Raw genomic sequence first — 18,528 nt, 5'->3', positions numbered from 1 at the left:
TTACTGCTACGCCCGTTGGGAGGTCAAACAAAAGATATTCGATCGTTTATTTACAACTAAAGGTGTGGGTAAAGGGACGGGATTGGGTTTGGCGATCGCACTGCAGATTGTAGTTGAGAAACATGGGGGTGCGATCGATGTGAATTCCGCACTAGGTCAAGGGACTGAATTTGCGATCGTTCTGCCAGTCTGTTCCCTCAACTAGGCACGCTAACCTTATACATCATATACCTGTGAAAAAGACCATCACATCCAATTGAACAAAAACGTTCTCGCTTAAAGCCTGAGTCGCAATGAAATTATCTGGGTTATACAGTATTATTCCAGATTCGGATCTCTAAATTCGGGGTTATTGATAAATTCTTCATCGGTCAAACTTCGCAGGAAAGCCAACAAATCTCGCTGTTCCTTTACAGTCAACTTAAAGCCTGAAACAAAATTACTTTTGAGCGGGTTTTCACTTCCTACACCAGCAAATTCTCCTTTCTTAATAGTTCTGCCACCTGCTTTGTAGTGACCGATAACTTCTTCTAAATTTTTGATACTTCCGTCGTGCATATAAGGTGCTGTCAAGGCAATATTGCGCAGAGTTGGTGCTTTAAATCTGCCCATGTCTGAGGGTTGGTTCGTAATCTCGTAAACCCCTGTATTGTTGGGCGGATAAGCACCTTTGCCGTCGATATTGTACAGGCCTGTATTGTGAAAAGCGATTTCTTTAAAGGCTAGCCGATCGTGCATAATAGAGTCGGATAAATTGAGACCGCCGTGACAGTGAAAGCATTCCAAGCGTTCGCTGTTAAATAATTCTTCTCCCCGTTTTGCTGAGGCTGAAATTGCGCTGGATTCGCCTTGATAGCGGTATCGATCGTAGGCAGAATTGAGGGAAATTAAAGTGCGTTCAAAGGAGGCGATAGCTTTGGTTAAGTTGTGAATACTAATATAATTGTCTCCGGTTGCAAAGGCCGCTGCAAACATTTTGGGGTATTGTAAATCTGACCGCAGCATTGCTAAAATTTCCTGTTCTTTACCTACCATTCCCATTTCGATCGGGTGTTCGCCAAACAGGGGAACTAATAGCTGAGATTCCAGTTGATTCTGTAGGGGATTTGCCCAAGTCAGCACTGAATTGTAGCCGATATTGGCTAAACTCATGGCATTGCGCGGGTGTTTTTCTCCGGTAGCGCCGACTCCTAATGTTTTGCCGTCGGTGAATGCTTTGGCTTGAATGTGACAGGTAGCGCAGGAAAATTTTCCTGTAACTGACAGGCGTTTTTCGTAGAAAAGATGTCGCCCCAGTTCGACTTTTTCCTTGGTAATTGGGTTATCTGCTGGTACAATTGGTTTTGGCAATGCTGCGGGGATATTCCAATTGTAAGTTGGCGGTGGAGAAGTTGCGATCGCGCTTGGTTCGGGCGACCAAACTTCGCTAATGCTCGTTGCTAAGCAAAATGAGATAATGCAGATTGCAGTAAAAGTTAACAGTCGATTTAATTTCATTCTTTTTATCGCAGGGCGGTCACTGCCCACCATTGCTGTTACAGTCCTGGACGCAGAAACCGAGTTTTTTGGAAAAACCCGGTTTGTGAAGGGATATATCCGTAATTCCTCTGTTATTTAACCTTAAAGAAACTCTGTTCGGCAGCGGGTTTGCCTCCAAAGGGCAAACCTAGATTTGTCATAATTCCAGCGCAGTCGCCGTCATTCGGTTCTGACATACAGCCGGGAGGAGTATTGGCTTGATTGACTTCCAAATTAGTTTGAGAAACTAGCGATTTGATGTCGGCAACAACTGTGTTTTTTGCGGGATCGAAGTTACTAAAAAGTATTTTTGCGGTGTTGGGATTAGCACAGCTACTCGGCTTCAGACTGTTGCCTTCAGCTTTGCATCCGGTACTTCCTAAATGAATGGCAAAACCCTGAACTCCGCCGCCGTGACTGCCTTCTGTGCGAGAAATTTGGCTGCTTTGCCGGCCCGATTTTCCGGCTGGCATTCTGCTAGCCATTTGATTTTTTAGGTCAATTCGCACAAATTTGTAGCCTCCCCGCCAGTTCCACCACAGGGAGGTTAAATTGAGGGGAGAAGGTGCTAGACTTGCGTCTCCGTGATTGAGATTGAATGGCAAGCCGAGGGTGAATTGCAGCCCTTTGTAGCTGCCTTTTGGTATTGTGCCAAGAACTCGATCGCGAATTTCTACAGTGCCGTTTGCACAAGCGCCGGATTTATTTTCAAAGTCCAGCAAAGCAATGTTTTGATGCTGCCATTTGCCGTCTTGTTTGAGAGTTAGCGGTACGGCTTTGCCGCTGTTGTCAATTAAGGCAACATCGGATATATAAAAGCGGAAATCAGTAGGAGTAACGGTAGCAGCCGGCGTGCCTAAGTTACTGTAGCTTTCCCCGCAGTTAAACGGCTTTTCCCCCACGGCAGCGCTAAATTTAATCTCCAATTCTTGAGTTTCTGCCGCTGTGGCTTGATGCCTATCGACAGTTGAATAGGTACACAAAATAGCGATGGCTGCCGCAGTTGAAGCCTGTATTAGTTGTTTTTTCATTTGAGGTTAAGCTCGGGCTGAATGGATGCCCAATATACTGAGTTTGGTAATTTTTGCCTGATTCTTACACTTCTTCGCTTGAATTGTCAAATGACAGCTTGTAAAACTTGTAAATAACAGGATTTATGATTAATTTTTTCTAAAGAAACACTCCTCATCACCGTAAATGATGTAAGCTATACAAACAATTACCATACGGTAAATAAATCTAAAATCTAAAATCTAAAATCTAAAATAGCATGAATCCTCTGCCTAATTACCGCCCCAAACAACTTTCCCTCGGCCCTTTAGAGGCAGAGATTTTGAACATAGTTTGGGAACTAGAAATTGCTACAGTGAAAGACGTGCACGATCGCATTTTGTCCGATCCCGATCGAGAATTGGCTTACGCTTCAGTAACAACAGTGCTGCGGCGCCTGACAGACAAAGGTTGGCTGGTTTGCGACAAAACAGAACGGACTTTCACTTGGCAACCTTTAGTTTCTTGCGAAGAAGCTCGATCGCTCTTGGCTTACGATCGATTGCAGAAATTTCTAGCAGTAGGCAATCCCGATATTGTAGCAGCATTTGCTGACAGCCTCGACCAAGCAACTGTCCAACAATTAGAAGAAATTGCCCTTCGCATTCAAGCTGTCCGCCAAGCTAGGGAGGATCAAAAATAATGCACTTAATCCTAATTTTAACTGCACTGATTGCTGCTTGCTGCCTGAGATTGAGATGGTCTTTTCCTCACGGAAATTGGACTTGCCGCTGGCAACGATCGCTCTTGTTATTCCTGTTTCCCCCCCTGTTATTGCTCGCCACAGCTCTAGCAATTTTATTCATGGGAATTCAAGGACAAATGGTAGGAATCCAGATCGTAGGAATTGAGGAAGGGTGGTTGAGCTACTTGCTAGCTGTAACTTTTTTAATAATAGCAGCATTTTGGTGCATTAAGCTAGCCTCCAAGGGCATTTTATTTTTAAATCAAATTCGCAATTGCCCGCAGAAAGAAATAGCCGGAAAAACAGTCAGAGTTATGAACACGCCAGCTCTATTTTCGGCTTTAGTTGGTTTTTGGCAACCTGAATTTGCAGTCACTTCGGGTTTGTTGAAAACCCTCGCCCCAGCTCACTTGCAAGCAGTAATTGCCCACGAACAAGCGCACTACTATTACCGCGATACTTTCTGGTTTTTCTGGCTGGGATGGCTGCGGCAAATCACGGCTTGGCTGCCGAATACGCAAGCTTTGTGGGAAGAGTTATTAACGCTGCGGGAATTGCGGGCTGACGCTAAGGCTGCGGCGGGAGTAGATTCTTTGTTATTAGCAGAAGCTTTGCTGTTGGTAGCCAGCTATCCGCACCGATATTTTGATATAGCTTGCGTGGTTGGTGCTGCGGGAGCGCCCAATAGATTGGGAGAGAGAATAGATGCGCTTTTGACAGGGGCAGAAACGCCGCTAAAATCGAATAAGTGGTTTTGGAGTTGGCTGATTTTAACGCTTTTGCCTTTACTAACTGTTCCGTTTCACAGTTAATACAAGTGGCGATCGCACAAACATTTTCTTAATCCCTGCCGAAGTTCTAAAATAAGTATTGCAGCAAGCAAAGTTAACCAGCGAGGATCTCGAATGCCCTCCCCATTTCCGGGAATGAATCCCTATTTAGAAAAACCGGAATTTTGGTCAGAAGTTCGCAGCCGCGCGATCGTAGCGGCCGCGATCGCGATCGAACCTGAATTAAATCCGAACTATCGAGTTGCGGTAGAAAAGCGGATCTATCTGGGCGCATCCTCTGAATTAGTAGGAATTCCCGACATTTCCCTCGTCTCCAAACAGTCAAACCCAACTCCACCGGTTTCTGCTACTGCTACCCTCACCCGCACCGAACCCATCCCCGTTCAACTCCCGCTGCCAGAAACCATAGAAGAAAGCTATTTAGAAATTAGAGAAATGCCTAGCGATCGAGTTATCACCGTTATTGAAGTTATTTCCCCCAAGAATAAAACCGCAGGAGAAGGACGAAATGCTTATGAAACTAAACGGCAGCAAGTGTTGAGAAGTCGCACCAACTTAGTCGAAATTGACCTGCTCAGAAGCGGCAAACCCATGCCGATTTTAGGAGTTACGCAGCGCACCGATTATCGGATTTTAGTCAGTCGCGGTTCTCAACTTCCTCAAGCTGAATTGTATGCCTTTAGCGTGCGAGACCAGATTCCTTGCTTGCGAGTACCTTTGCAACCGTCCGATGCAGAACCGGAACTCGATTTACAGGCTATATTAATGAGTGTTTACAATCAAGCTAGATTTGATTTAGCGATTGATTACTGTCAAGAACCCCGCCCGCCTTTGAAAGCAGCAGATAGGGAATGGGCAGATAATTTGTTGCGGCAACGGGGAGTGCGATCGTAATTAATGAGGAAGGGGAAGGCGAAGGAAAAAGCAGGAATAATATTATGTCCGATCGATCTGTTACGATCTAATTCCATATCTTGTAGGGGCGGGTTCACCAGTATTCTCAAATTCAAAGCCAACAAATTCATAAACCCGCCCCGCCCATATCAACAGTAATCGACCGGACATGATATAATATTATGTCCGCAAAATTGGTTTGTAGTGAGGAATGCAAGTCCTCACTACAAACACATTTTTCATAAAGGAATCTCGATCGCAAATTCCGTACCTTCTCCTATGGCGGAACGGCAGCTCAAGGCTCCGGCGTGTTTTTCCACGACTATTCGGTAACTGATGGCTAACCCCAAACCGGTGCCTTTCCCGATCGGTTTTGTCGTGAAAAATGGGTCAAACAATCGGCTCCGCACGTCTTCTGTCATGCCTATCGCATTATCGGCAATGCGGATGCAAATACTATTTTCGTTCAGGGCTTCTGTGCGAATGCTAATAGTTGGTTCCCAATCGTTGCTGACCGCCGCTCGCCTTTTTTGGTTGCAAGCATCTTCCAAGGCGTCAATACTGTTGCTAAGCAGATTCATAAATACCTGATTTAGCTGACCTGCATAACATTCTATTAAGGGGAGTTTACCGTAATCTTTGATTACTTTTATTTCGGGATAGTCGCCTCTGGCTCGCAGTTTGTTGTGCAAAATTAGTAGCGTATTGTCTATGCCTTCGTGAAGGTTAATCGGCTTCTTTACTGAGTCGTCTAAACGCGAGAAGTTTCGCAAGCTCAGAACTATTTCGCGAATGCGATCGGCTCCCATTTTCATGGAAGATAATATTTTTAGCAAATCTTCTGTCAAAAAATCTAAATCGATATTATCAATACATTGTTGAATTTCTACCGCTGGCTGAGGATAGTGTTTTTTGTAAAGTTCCACAAGCTGCAACAAGTCTCTGATATATTGGCTGGCATAGGAAATATTGCCGTAGATAAAACTGACAGGGTTATTAATTTCGTGAGCTACTCCAGCTACCATTTGACCGAGACTTGACATTTTTTCGGTATGAATTAGGTGAGCTTGAGTTTCTCGGAGTTCTTTGAGGGCGATTTCTAGCTGCTGGGCTCTGTTGTTGGCGATCGCCTCGGAGAGGCGCAAAGCATCCTCCGCTGCTTTGCGCTCTGTCATGTCAAAAATCGCACCGTTGAGGGATAAAACTTGACCTGCTGCGTTGAAAATGGCTTGACCTTTCTCTGCCACCCACCGCACATTTCCGTCGCAGTGAATCAGGCGATATTCGAGCGTGTAAGGTTGTTTTGTTTTAATAGCCCGATCGATAGTTTTATCGATATACTCAGCGTCCTGGGGATGAACTATACTCGGAAAAGCCTGCACCGGTTTTTGCATAAAGTTAGCTGCGGGATAGCCAGAAATAGCTTCGATGCCACTGCTGATAAAAGTTAAGCTCGCTCGCCCCGCAGCACTGCAACGGTAAACTGCACCGGGAATGCTAGAAACTAACGATCTAAATTCTTCTTCTCTTTCCCGCAAAGCGGCCTCAATCCGCTTGCGCTCGCTAATGTCGCGAGCAAACGCGCACTGATATTCTTTGCCGTTAAATTCCAAATGGTCGATCGTAATTTCTACCGGAAATATTCGACCGTACTTAGTGAGATGGTGAACTTCAATATTAACCGAACCGCACCTTTTTAAGACTTTCCAGTGCAAACTCCAAGCAGTTTGGGGAAAATCTGGATTGATGTCGTGCACTGTCATCGATAGCAATTCAGCGGTAGAATATCCCAATGAAGAGCAAGCGGCGTCGTTGACGTACAAAAATTTACCGTCTGGCCCGATCCAGAATATCGCATCTGCCGATCGGTCGATCGCAAATTGAGTTAGTTGCAACTTTTCCTCAACCCGCTGGCGGTCGGCAATTTCTTTTTCTAACTGTTCGTTAAGCGAATTGATATCTAAAGCGCGATCGACAATAGTGTCTGGATCGGAAAGCTCGATCGATTCTTTTGCCAATTCTCCTTTTTGGATATCATGCTGGTGCTGATTTTTTTCTACCTGTTTTAACGGCAGTTTTGGAAGATTTGCTTTTGGATTTAAACCAGACTCGGCAAGTGCTTTCGGCATGACGGCGAGGGCGAATGCGGCTAAAAGCAAACAAATCAAAGCACTGGCAGCTTTGAGAGTTACCGACAGCCAATATACGGAATGCCAAAGCGTCCAAACTTCCGTCAATTTAGCAGCGCCGCAGGCAAAAAAAGCAACGGCAAACAGCCGGAAAATTTTGGGGTGAGAACCTTGGCGGGTAAAATAAACTAAAGATAGGGCGATCGAGCAATAAGCCAGTGCCGTCAGCGAGTCAAAAACAGCGTACAGTCGCAACTCCGGTACCGCGTTGCAGCCGAGTGCGGAAGATACAGCAAGTGTTGAAAAAAAAATTGTTAATTGTTCTTGCATAAAGTTCAAGAAAAAATTTATCTGTACCAATGCAAATCCGATCAAATCTAATTATTTGATTTCGGCTAGTGAAATATTTAGATAAAATTATATACTTTTTTCATTGTTTATGAAACAGCTATTTTTTCAGGGAATGTCAAAACTGTCGAGGTTGGGCCGCGGCAACAAAGCTTTTCCCTATGAGGAATGGCGAGCGTCACTGGGAGCAACCTAAGCGTTGCTCCCAGTCAGGGAATACATAGGTTTGCCTGCTTATGGCTTTTGAAAGATTTAATTTGTTAATGATCGCTATAGCAATCCTAAATCATTTGTGAATTTCTTACGGACTCCTAGCGGGTTCGGGGAGGGTCGGGGTGGGGTAAAAAATTTACGACTCCTGCAAGGATTGCTATATTAAATTTTCTTTGAGATTGCTTAAGCAGTGAGCCTGGGGTCTTAAACCCCAGGCTCACTGATCGACTAGCGGACTTTGAAGGCAGAGAAAATCTCAATTTTTCCGCTGGAAATCGACAATTAAGCACCGCCCAGCGCCCACTGCACCAAAGTCCGAACTCCAAAACCGGTAGCCCCAGGGCCATTGTAGCCATTTTCTTTGTCAGTCCAAACCGGGCCGGCAATATCTAAATGCGCCCAAGCAGTATCCTTCACAAACTGCTTCAAAAATAGCGCCGCCGTAATCGAACCGCCGGGACGCGGCCCGGTGTTTTTCATGTCGGCGTGCAATGCTTTCAAGCCCTCAAAATACTTCTCTTCCATCGGCATCCGCCAAAATTTTTCACCTGCCAATTCAGAGGCGGCGACTATTTCGGCGGCGACGCTATCTTGAGGACTCCACAAACCGGCGATCTCGTCGCCTAAAGCAATTACGCAGGCCCCGGTTAGAGTTGCTAAATCGACTATTGCGTCAACTCCCAATTTATCAGCAAATACCAAAGCATCAGCCAGGGTTAAACGGCCTTCAGCGTCGGTATTGTTGACTTCAATTGTTTTGCCGTTGGAAGCTGTAAGGATGTCTCCCGGGCGCATGGCGCGGCCGCTGATCATGTTTTCAGTGACGGCGCTGATAAAGTGAACTTCCACATCTGGTTTGATGTGACCGATCGCCTTTGCCGCTCCCAAAGTAGCCGCAGCGCCGCCCATATCTATTTTCATCATTTCAATGCCGCTGCCGGCTCCTTTGATGTTCAAACCGCCGGAGTCAAAGGTCAATCCTTTGCCGACAATTGCTATTTTGCGGCGCGGCGTGCCTTCGGGTTTGTAAGTCAAATGGATGAATTTGGGCGGTAAATCAGATGCTAGGGCCACGCCGAGAAAGGCTCCCATGCCTAGTTTTTCGCAGTCTTCCCGCTCCAGGATTTCTAATTCTAAACCGCATTCGGCAGCCAGACTTTGAGCGGTTTCTGCCATGGTAATCGGGGTGACAAAATTTGCCGGCGCTGCGACTAATTCCCGTGCTAAAATGACTCCGGCAGTGATTTGGCGGGCGCGGGCGATCGCACTTTCGGTACCGGCAAAACCGAGCAAATGAATTTGTTCGAGTTGCGGGCTTTTGTCTTCATGTTCCGATTTGAAACGGTTGTCTTGATTCAAGGAGAGTTCTACACCTTCGGCGATCGCGCTTGCTGTAGAATCCGGCGCACTTTTCCACACAGGAAAGCTAATTCCGAGGGTTTTGCACTTCTCCTTTTTGGCTAACTTGGCGCAAATACCCGCAGCTTGCCGCACGGTGTCTAATTTTAAATCCTCTGTTTTTCCCAAACCGACGATCGCAATTTTGCGGATGGGATTATTGCCGCCGACGCGGGTGATGGCGCTCGTGCCCGCTTTGCCCTTAAAATCTACTTCCAGTAGCAGCTCTTTCAAAGTGCCTGCAAGCTTTTCATCTAATTGTGCCAGGTCGCCTGTGAGTTCCAGGGCGTCCTCAAACAGACCAATTGCCAGGGCGTCTCCCGTCCAAACAGAGCGGGGTGTATCGGTGACTAGAAATTCCATGTTTTGATTTACACTTTAGATTTGAGATTTTTGATTGTACTTTGTAGTTGGTGGTTTGTGCTTTTTTTGCAGGTGCGGGTAAATAGATCGATCGCACAAATTCTCCGCTCCGCATCGAAATAAATTCTGCTACTATATCAGCCAAGTCCGCCTGCGATCGGATCTTCCACCAATCTCAATAATCTGTTTTAGGGCCGGCTGTTCATACCCGCCCCACTCTTAACATTTATTTCTCGTGGAACAGGTATCCTGCCTGTGATGGCGTGGAACACCCATCCTGCCTGTGATGGCGTGGAACACCCATCCTGCCTGTGATAGCTCTTGACAAACGATCGGTTCTTTATTCTTATTCTCTTAAATTTTCCCATGGTAAAACGACGCCAGGCCAAAGTTTCTGTATTAATCAGCGTTTCAGTTTGCGTTATTGCGATCGGCTCTTTGGTTGCTGGGACGAAATGGACGGGTTTGGACTCGTTCCAGAAGGCCCAGCAGCCCCTGGAGGCAGCGAATTCCGAATCGGAAGTCAAGATGCTGGTGTCGCTATCACCGATCGAGCGATCGGCAAAATTAGTTGAACTCGCAGCCAGTGAGTCGGTAAATACGAACCCGCAGCAGCAAATCTCCCCTCAAAGCCGCGCCCGTTACCTGCTTGCCAGCGATTTAATCCAGCAAGGAAATGCCGCCAAAGCATTAAAATTATTGGACAAATTAGAGCAAGAATATCCGGTTTTAGCTGCTCACATTGCCCTAAAAAAGGCGGAAGCCTACCAATTGAGCGGCGACAAAGGCAAAGCCCAAAAAGCTTGGCAGGAACTGCTCAAAAACTATCCGAGCGACCCCGTAGCAGCGGAAGCTTTATATGTTTTAGGCAAGTCAAAACCGGAATATTGGCAACAGGCAATTACTGAATTTCCCGCTCATCCTCGCAGCGTCGAAATTGCCCTCAGCAAGTTAAAAGAAAATCCCAATCAGCCGGAGTTGATGCTGCTCGTAGCAAAATACGGTCATTATGTCAAAGATTACGGTACAATTTTGGAACAACTCGTGCAGCGAAACAGCGCTGCTTTGAAACCGGAAGATTGGGAAGAAATTGCCTTCGGCTATTGGGAAAAACAGGATTACGGTAAAGGAGCTATTGCTTACGGGAAAGCTCCCCGCACCCCCCAAAATCTTTACCGAAAAGCTCGCGGTTTGTGGCTCGACGGAAAAATCCCGGAATCTAGAATTGCCTATCAAGAATTAGTGCGGGATTTCCCCGATGCCGAAGATACTGGTTTGGGTTTAATTCGGCTGTCGCGCTTGAACGAACCGAAAGAAGCGATCGTTTTGCTCGATCGAGTTATTAGCAAATTCCCCAATTATGCCGCCGAAGCTTTGTTAGATAAATCCAAACTTCTCGACAAATTAGGCAGCGGTCAATCCGCCTCAGATACCCGCAAGTTGCTATTGACAAAATACAACAATTCTGATAAAGCAAGCGAACTGCGGTGGACGATCGCCCAGCAGTATGCCAAAGGCGGAGATTTAAAATCAGCTTGGCAGTGGGCGAGAGAATTAACCACCCACAATCCCGACAGCGAACCAGCTCCAGAAGCCGCATTTTGGGTCGGAAAATGGGCACAGCAACTCGGTCGCCAACAAGACGCCAAGACTGCATTTGAGTACACTATATTACGCTATCCAGAATCATATTTTGCGTGGCGATCGGCTGTACTTCTCGGCTGGCCCGTAGGCGACTTTACCACAGTCCGAGATTTGTCTCCCAATGTAGTGCGGCCCCCTCAGCGCCCCGAACCAACCGCCGGTTCTCCTGCGTTGAAAGAACTCTATCAATTAGGTCAAGATAGAGATGCTTGGAAGCTGTGGCAAATAGAATTTATCAATCGCGTAGAACCAAGTATTGCGGAACAGTTTACCGACGGTTTAATGCGAGTAGCAGTCGGAGACAATTTAGACGGTTTGTGGATGGTTGGGAGTTTGCGGCAGCGAGAAAAACCCGACGATAGAACCGAATACCTCGCTCTGAGACAGCAACCGATTTACTGGCAAGCGCTTTATCCTTTTCCTTACTTAGAAACCATTGTCAAGTGGTCAAAAGAACGCACAATAAATCCAGTATTAGTAACCGCATTAATCCGGCAAGAATCGCGGTTTATGCCCGCTATCAAATCATCAGTTGGTGCCACAGGGTTAATGCAAGTAATGCCGGAAACAGCAGCTTGGGTTGCTGATAAAATCAGCCTCAAAAAGTATTCATTGGAGAATGTGGACGACAACGTTAAACTCGGTACGTGGTATTTGGATCACACTCACGACGAGTACAAGAATAACTCGATGTTAGCTGTGGCGAGTTACAATGCCGGGCCGAATGCAGTATCAGATTGGTTGAAGAGGTTTGATTTTAGTGACCCGGATGCTTTTGCGGAAAAGATTCCGTTTCCTGAAACGAAAGGATACGTGAAATCGGTGTTTGAGAATTACTGGAATTATCTGCGGATTTACAATCCAGAAGTTAATCAGTTAATGAGCGAGCATTATGCCGCTGCTCAGAAAAAAGCAAAGCCTTAGTAAATTTGGTTTAAGCTAAGCTTTCAGCAAGGGGCTCTCCGGCCCGTTCCACAAACAAATTTATTTTGTGTATTGATTTTGTGGGTGGGCTTCTAGCCCTTGTCATTACCCACATTTTTCAAAAGTGTTGGGCTGCTAATTGGAGTGCCCAACACATATCTTGCAATCTTGTCCAACCACGCCATAACGTCTGCCAGCCTGGATTCCCATCCGATTTTGTGCCAATAAAACCACCCAAGCGAGCTGCAGATTTCCCAAATTCAGACCCTCGTCAATTGCTCCTTAAACAAGCCTCGGCGGGCCCAAAGGACTTTTAACATATAATTAGGGACGAATTGACGAGCGTCTGCTGCTCCATCCATACGACTAGTAGAGGTAGGCGGAAATAGAGCTACCATTGATAGGGAGACTTAGAGACAGGACAGACCCATGCCCAGACTAGCCCCAAAACCCTTGCAATTGACACAGGAAGAACGAGAGCAATTACAACAGATTGTCAGCCGCCATAAGACTTCCCAGCAAATAGCCTTAAGAGCCAGAATTATTCTGTTGGCAGACGAAGGATGCAATCATCGAGAAATTGCTCGGGATCTCAAAATCAGTCGAGAGATGGCTTCGCTATGGCGTAATCGTTGGTTAGAGTTGAGTGTAAAAAACAGTCAAGTGCTGGAGCGATTAGCCGATGCTGAGCGACCGGGAGGTCCAATGAGCTTCAGCTTAGAACAGATTCTTCAACTATTTGCTCTGGCTTGCGAGAAACCTGAAGTCTATGGACGACCCATCAGCCACTGGAGTGCCAGAGAGCTAGCAGATGAAGCGCTCAAACAAGGTCTAGTCACCAGCATCTCCCCTCGCCATGTTGGACGATTGATGGCAGAAGCCGATTTAAAACCGCACCAATCACAATACTGGTTGAATCCCCCCCCGATCCACAGTTTGATGAAAAAATCAAAGATATCTGCCAGGTCTACCTGAGTGCAATGGAGCAGGCCCAGCAGGGAGAGCGGACGATTTCGATTGATGAGATGACTGGAATTCAAGCTATAGAGCGCAAGTCTCCCGACCTGAGCATGCGTCCCGGCAAACGGGAGCGGCGAGAATTTGAGTATATTCGCCACGGCACTCAAACCTTAATCGCGAGTTTTGATGTCGCTCAAGGTCGGATAGTCGAAGCGACCGTTGGCGATACCCGTACCGAATTGGACTATCATGCGTCACATCGAAAACCTGATTGCCCGTGACCCTGATGCTGTCAAATGGCATCTGGTGATGGATTGTTTGAATACTCATCAATCGGAATCCTTGGTTCGGTTTGTGGCAAAATTTGAAGGGCTGGAGGTTCCTCTCGGGGTGAAAGGGGTATCGGGTATTCTTAAATCGATGCCAACTCGATCCGATTTCTTGCGTGACCCCACTCATAGAATCGTGTTTCACTTCACCCCCAAGCATTGTTCTTGGCTCAATCAGATTGAGATTTGGTTCGGTATTTTGGTTCGTAAGTTACTCAGGCGAGCCAATTTCATCAGTAAAGCTCAACTCAAAACTCGTCTCCTGGAATTCATCGATTACTTCAATTGCACTATGGCTAAACCCTTCAAATGGACTTATCAAGGCAAAGCATTGAAGCAATAATCAATGGTAGGTTAACTCCCGCCCGCCTCTACTAGCAGTACGTAACTGCAATAACCTGACAGCTACAACTGCCAAAAATCCTAGCAATCTCAGTAGTCCGTCTCCAGTCTCCAATTGGCGTTGTTCAATCCCACAACCGCTTTTGAGACACTTATGATACTCTTCGATTACCCAGCGTGCAGCATACCAATCCAATTGTTCTTTTGCTACTGCCGCATCTCCCCAAATATCGCCTTCTGTATGCTATATCGTTAAAGCTGAAGCTTTTTTTGACTGTTTGAGGGCAAGTTTTTGAGCTTTTGTCATGGACGGTCGCATCCACGGCAATTGTCGGGCGATACCCAGGCTCTCTGGATTGAGGGGTCTCGGTACGACAGCTAGGCAAGTCTGGAGCATGAGCCCTTGACCTCTACCATCTCCGATGTGCCCTAAACCCGCTCGTGCGCTTTTTGGCACTATAGTCTAGTTCCGTTGTGTCTTGGATGGAGAGTACGATTGGTGCGCCACTTTGTTGAGCTGGACAAAGAGTGCTTAAACAATGGGGTTGACGATGGGGCCTTGTAAGTGACATCCTTTTCCCTTAGCAGTCGGTAGGCGGCTTTTAATTGATTCCAACTTTCCATTTGTGTTGGTAAGTTGGCTGATGGATTCTGAGCTAACGCTGCTCCAGCCTCGAGAGCTCTGTTGGTCCGGCGGCTATCTCCAAGGTCTACATCTCCCCATTGCTCCAATGCCTATTTTTGGGGGTCTGTGAAGTTCTCCAGGTTCATAAATTTAATCTGCAGCACTACTTGTTCACTATCATAAATGTGGGTAATGACAAGGCTTCTAGCCCGCAAAAAAAAAACAATTTAGATGCGATACAGCTTATGTTTGCGCTAAACCCGCCCCTAAAGATTTAATACCTCAAATTCTGGATTGCCGTAAAGCATTTGCCTGTCTACCGCCGACAAAACTTTATTGTTAGCAGCATCAGAAACTAAACACTGACAAACTAGCTGCGCTACATCGGCACGGTGAATCGTTCCAGCAACTAGACAATCTTCTGTTAAAATACCGTTGCCTGTTGCAGGTTCCGATTTGAGTCCGCCGGGACGAATCACTGTATAAATCATCCCGCTTGCTATCAAATGATTTTCGGCTTTTTCCTTTTCAATTAAAACCGGACCCAAAGTTTCTAAAGCTTGGGGCGGCAAAGCGCCGACACTATTACCGCTGCCGATTGATGAAACTAAAATAAATTTTTGCACGCCTGCTTTGACGGCCGCATCAATCAAGTTTTTGTTGCCAAAATAATCGGATCTTTCTCCATCTTTGGGCAAGCCGCCAATTGTGCTGATTGCGGCATGAATTGGATCGCCGCCAGCCATCGCAGTTTCCATAGCTGCTGCATCCAAAGCATCGCCAGTCACGACTTTGATGCCCATTGCTTCTAATTCGGTGCTGGTGGCGGGCGATCGCAAAAGTGCAGTTACTTGCATCTTTTGTGCTGTCAGACATTTCGCGATTTCTAAGCCGACGCCTCGACTAGCACCCGCTAAAAAAACGTGGAATTTCTCTGTCATATTAATTTTGTTTTAATTTGTGCAGAAATTGGTTTTCTTGACTGTGGAGTATTATATGACTATTCTGTGTCAATTTGTGCATTAGTTTTTTTTTACCGCAGAGGGCGCAGAGGGCGCAGAGGAAGAGAGGGGAAAGATTGGCAATTACCGATTTGTATTAAATTTTTTTGCCCACTATTACTACCCAAGATTGAGCTTCGCGGGGTAAGCCTGGTGGGCGATAGTAGCGATCGACAACGGCAAATCCCGCTTGTTCTAAACAAGGCGCTAAAGTATGATATTCCCATCCGGCAGTATAGCGTTTTCCGGTTGGCCGCTCGTCGTATCCCTCCCAATTTCCCCGGCACATTGACATGACAATTGCACCGCTAACAACTAAGGCTTTGTGCAAATCTTGCAGCACTTTCACCATCTCGTCGCTGGGAACGTGAATCAGGGAAGCATTGGCAAAAATACCGTCAAATTCTGCCTTTGGCAAGTCGAGATTCAGAAAAGATTGCTGCCAAACTTCGCATCCCGATAACTTCTTAGCTATTTCTACAAAAGCTGGAGTTGCATCTAAGCCTACAACTGTGTGTCCTTGGCTCTTGAACGCTACTAAATCTCGTCCCGGGCCGCATCCTATATCGAGAATTTTACCGGGATTGCGGGGCATGGCAGCCGTCAGTGCGTTGCGATTTTGGGATACGTCGTGATGCCAAGTTCCTTCTCGGAAAGATTCGGCAGTTAGCTGGTATTCTGCGATCGTAATTTCTTCGCGTTTGTCCACAATTTCCCCCTCTTGTATGATTTTAGATTTTAGATTTTAGATTTTAGATTGAAGAATGTCAACGGTAGAATAAGGGTTTCTGGCTACAATCTAAGAACTTAAGGCTGAGGCATTTGCTACGTCATAAAGCCCGGTTTCTCTACCCCATGCGTAAGCGTGAAGTATAGATATTGGGTAGGGACACGGCACTGCCGTGTCCTACTCTATTTCATTCGATTGAAAACTACTATAATAGTTAAACAACCAGGGTTTTTTGTTCGGGTTTGGTAACTGCTGAATCAACTTCTAAGAGAGAACCTTCGGGGGATTCGATCGCAAATCCCGCATCTCGAATCATGTCCCAATCTTGATGGGCAGCTTGTCCGGGAGTTGTCAGATAATCGCCAACAAAGATAGAATTAGCGGGGTAGAGTCCGAGAGGTTGCAGCGATCGCAAATGCACTTCCCGTCCCCCAGCAATCCGAATTTCTTGACTGGGAAGCAAAAATCGGAACAAACAGAGAATTCGCAAACATTGGCGGGGAGTTAACCTGTTCACATCTGCAAATGGCGTTCCGGGAATCGGAATGAAAAAGTTGACCGGTACGCTAGTAACGCCCAACTTGCGAAGCGAAAGCGCTAAATCGATCGCATCATCATCCGATTCGCCCATCCCCAAAATTCCGCCGGAACAAGTTGTGATTCCCGCTGCTTTTACGTGTTCGACGGTTTCAACCCGATCGCCAAAAGTGTGAGTCGTGCAAATGTCCGAGTGATATGATTCGGAAGTATTGAGATTGTGATTTACGCGATCGACTCCAGCTTTTGCCAAACGGTGAGTTTGTTCCTCGCTCAACAATCCCAAACAAGCGCAGATTTTCAGGTTATAATTTGCCTTCACAGTCTCGACAGCATCCAAAACGCGATCGAAAGTAGATGCGCTGGGTTGGCGGCCAGAAATCACCAAACAAAACGTACCAGCTTTTAAATCTGCTGCGCGTTGGGCGGCATCCAGAATTTTCTCCTTAGCTAAAAGCGGATATTTCTCAATTTCCGCAGTCGAAATTTTTGACTGAGAACAATAATGGCAATCTTCAGGACAAAGGCCGCTTTGAGCGTTTAACAAATAGTGCAGCCTGACTCGGTTTCCCCAGTAGTGGCGGCGCACCCGATAAGCTGCGTTTAGTTGTTCCAGCAAAACCTCATCCGGTGCGCGCAATACGGCTAAAGATTGCTCGCGAGAGAGACATTTGCCCGCCAGCGCTTCGTCAGCCAAATCGTTCCAATTGGGTAAATTCATTACGAAAATTAAAGGGTTTACAGAGTATCCAAAACCTGACGAATCACCCGATAAATCGATTCTAGTTCATCAGGAGAAATGCAGTAGGGAGGCATCAAGTAAAGCGTATCTCCCAACGGGCGGAGCAAAAACCCCGCTTCGAGAAATTTGGCTTTCAACACAGAACCGATGTCATTAAAATAACCGGAAACGCTTTCGGTTTTCACATCCATTGCTGCGATGGTTCCACAAGTCCGAATCCGTTCGAGTTTAGGATGATTTCTCAGCCATTGATTCAGGTATTTGCGGTGGAGTTTTTCCATCCCTTGATAAACATTTGGGTTTTGCTCCAAAAGCTCTAGGGATGCTACACCCACCGCACAAGCTAAAGGATTTCCGGTGTAAGAATGACCGTGAAAAAAAGCTTTGTCCGATTCATCTCGCCAGAAAGCTTGATAAATATCCTCCGATGCCATTGTGACAGCAAGTGGCAAACAGCCGCCAGACAATCCTTTAGACAAACACAGGATATCCGGTGAAGTTGCAGATTTAACCGAGGCAAACAGTTCGCCCGTGCGCCCAAAACCCGTCATTACTTCATCGTAAATCAACAATACATTAAACTGGCGGGCAAGTTGTGCGATCGCCTGCAAAAACTCAGGGCGGCACATTCGCATTCCCCCGGCACCTTGCACCAAAGGTTCGATAAAAATTCCCGCATAGCCGCCCTGCTTCAACAAAAACTCCAATTTCTCTAAACTCGCCGCCTCCTTGCTTTCCACCTCCTCATCGCCGTCAAAAGTCGCAGGAAAAGGAACAACATCCCCAGCAAACATTAAAGGTGCAAAAGATTCCCACCACAGCGAACTTCTGCCAGCAGACATCGCGCCCACAGTATCGCCGTGATAACCTCCCTCAAAACTAATAAAGCTAGTACGGTTAGTTTCTCCGAGATTGCGCCAATATTGAAATGCCATTTTCAGAGCAACTTCAACAGCAGTCGATCCGTTATCAGAAAAGAAAATCCGCGTTAAAGAAATAGGCGTATGAGTTAGCAATTTACTCGCAAGTTTCTGGGCCGGTTCGTGAGTAAATCCCGCAAAGATTACGTGTTCTAACTTTTGAGCTTGTTCGTAAAGAGCCTCAGCGAGAACCGGATGGCTGTGTCCGTGAACAGTCACCCACCAACTAGAAATGCAGTCAAGAATTTGCCGCCCGTCTGCTAATTCCAGCACCGATCCTTTGCCGCGAATTACCTTCAGCGGCGGGGCAGCCGTTTTCATTTGCGTGAAGGGCTGCCAAATCGGTGAAGTTGAAGAATTATGTTCCTGATTCGCAGTCATTTTT

The 18,528-nt window shown here is 46.4% G+C and carries 16 protein-coding genes and 1 pseudogene; 7 read left to right on the top strand and 10 right to left on the bottom strand.

The features are described 5' to 3' along the window. Window positions 1–22: 22 nt before the first annotated feature. A pseudogene (locus QUA99_RS16755) lies at window positions 23–205 on the top strand (ATP-binding protein); the annotation flags it as partial. Window positions 206–318: 113 nt separating this feature from the next. Here the strand turns inward: QUA99_RS16755 and QUA99_RS16750 are convergent. Both QUA99_RS16750 and QUA99_RS16745 read right to left on the bottom strand, forming a co-directional pair. Then, window positions 319–1,497, bottom strand: a complete 1,179-nt coding sequence (locus QUA99_RS16750) for an MbnH family di-heme enzyme (RefSeq protein WP_333238837.1) — start codon at window positions 1,495–1,497, stop codon at window positions 319–321. Between the two features lie 113 nt (window positions 1,498–1,610). Beyond that, window positions 1,611–2,549, bottom strand: a complete 939-nt coding sequence (locus QUA99_RS16745) for an MbnP family copper-binding protein (protein WP_333238835.1) — start codon at window positions 2,547–2,549, stop codon at window positions 1,611–1,613. Between the two features lie 239 nt (window positions 2,550–2,788). On the opposite strand from QUA99_RS16745, the gene QUA99_RS16740 reads away from it, so the two are divergent. The 3 genes from QUA99_RS16740 (at window position 2,789) to QUA99_RS16730 (ending at window position 4,938) form a co-directional block, all read left to right on the top strand. Further along, a complete protein-coding gene (locus QUA99_RS16740) occupies window positions 2,789–3,211 on the top strand; it encodes a BlaI/MecI/CopY family transcriptional regulator (RefSeq protein ID WP_333238834.1) in 423 nt (140 codons plus the stop codon). Beyond that, window positions 3,211–4,065 carry a M56 family metallopeptidase gene (locus QUA99_RS16735; protein WP_333238832.1) on the top strand — a complete coding sequence of 285 codons (855 nt, stop codon included), beginning with the start codon at window positions 3,211–3,213 and terminating at the stop codon, window positions 4,063–4,065. The genes QUA99_RS16740 and QUA99_RS16735 overlap by 1 nt, the downstream gene beginning before the upstream one ends. 93 nt (window positions 4,066–4,158) lie before the next feature. Next, a complete protein-coding gene (locus QUA99_RS16730; protein WP_333238830.1) occupies window positions 4,159–4,938 on the top strand; it encodes a DUF4058 family protein in 780 nt (259 codons plus the stop codon). Between the two features lie 239 nt (window positions 4,939–5,177). Here QUA99_RS16730 and QUA99_RS16725 read toward each other — a convergent pair whose 3' ends face one another. Beyond that, window positions 5,178–7,397 carry a PAS domain S-box protein gene (locus QUA99_RS16725; protein WP_333238828.1) on the bottom strand — a complete coding sequence of 740 codons (2,220 nt, stop codon included), beginning with the start codon at window positions 7,395–7,397 and terminating at the stop codon, window positions 5,178–5,180. Window positions 7,398–7,910: 513 nt separating this feature from the next. Then, entirely contained in the window at window positions 7,911–9,389 is a 1,479-nt protein-coding gene (locus QUA99_RS16720) for a leucyl aminopeptidase (protein WP_333238826.1), read from the bottom strand. Between the two features lie 366 nt (window positions 9,390–9,755). On the opposite strand from QUA99_RS16720, the gene QUA99_RS16715 reads away from it, so the two are divergent. From QUA99_RS16715 to QUA99_RS16705, 3 genes are all read left to right on the top strand, one after another. Next, window positions 9,756–11,957 carry a transglycosylase SLT domain-containing protein gene (locus tag QUA99_RS16715; RefSeq protein ID WP_333238823.1) on the top strand — a complete coding sequence of 734 codons (2,202 nt, stop codon included), beginning with the start codon at window positions 9,756–9,758 and terminating at the stop codon, window positions 11,955–11,957. A gap of 429 nt (window positions 11,958–12,386) precedes the next feature. Further along, window positions 12,387–12,932 carry a helix-turn-helix domain-containing protein gene (locus tag QUA99_RS16710; protein WP_333238821.1) on the top strand — a complete coding sequence of 182 codons (546 nt, stop codon included), beginning with the start codon at window positions 12,387–12,389 and terminating at the stop codon, window positions 12,930–12,932. Window positions 12,933–13,166: 234 nt separating this feature from the next. Beyond that, entirely contained in the window at window positions 13,167–13,589 is a 423-nt protein-coding gene (locus tag QUA99_RS16705; protein WP_445251021.1) for a transposase, read from the top strand. Here QUA99_RS16705 and QUA99_RS16700 read toward each other — a convergent pair whose 3' ends face one another. The 6 genes from QUA99_RS16700 to bioA form a co-directional block, all read right to left on the bottom strand. Next, window positions 13,590–13,784, bottom strand: coding sequence for a transposase (locus QUA99_RS16700; protein ID WP_333238819.1), 195 nt, complete (start codon window positions 13,782–13,784; stop codon window positions 13,590–13,592). A gap of 260 nt (window positions 13,785–14,044) precedes the next feature. Beyond that, entirely contained in the window at window positions 14,045–14,320 is a 276-nt protein-coding gene (locus tag QUA99_RS33175; protein WP_445251020.1) for an IS4/Tn5 family transposase DNA-binding protein, read from the bottom strand. 159 nt (window positions 14,321–14,479) lie between these two features. After that, window positions 14,480–15,154, bottom strand: a complete 675-nt coding sequence (locus QUA99_RS16695; RefSeq protein ID WP_333238817.1) for an SDR family oxidoreductase — start codon at window positions 15,152–15,154, stop codon at window positions 14,480–14,482. Between the two features lie 157 nt (window positions 15,155–15,311). Then, window positions 15,312–15,923: a methyltransferase domain-containing protein gene (locus QUA99_RS16690; RefSeq protein ID WP_333238815.1), complete on the bottom strand. Its 612-nt coding sequence runs from the start codon at window positions 15,921–15,923 to the stop codon at window positions 15,312–15,314. A gap of 235 nt (window positions 15,924–16,158) precedes the next feature. Continuing rightward, window positions 16,159–17,202 carry a biotin synthase BioB gene (bioB, locus tag QUA99_RS16685; RefSeq protein WP_333238813.1) on the bottom strand — a complete coding sequence of 348 codons (1,044 nt, stop codon included), beginning with the start codon at window positions 17,200–17,202 and terminating at the stop codon, window positions 16,159–16,161. A 17-nt stretch (window positions 17,203–17,219) separates the two neighbouring features. Further along, on the bottom strand, window positions 17,220–18,524 hold the full coding sequence (gene bioA, locus QUA99_RS16680; RefSeq protein WP_333238811.1) for an adenosylmethionine--8-amino-7-oxononanoate transaminase: 1,305 nt from the start codon (window positions 18,522–18,524) through the stop codon (window positions 17,220–17,222). Between the last annotated feature and the right edge of the window lie 4 nt (window positions 18,525–18,528).

The organism is Microcoleus sp. F10-B2 (genome assembly GCF_036704965.1).
Lineage (GTDB): Bacteria > Cyanobacteriota > Cyanobacteriia > Cyanobacteriales > Microcoleaceae > Microcoleus.
The sequence above is the reverse complement of the archived record's forward strand: the minus strand, read 5'-3'. Positions and strand labels throughout refer to the sequence as shown.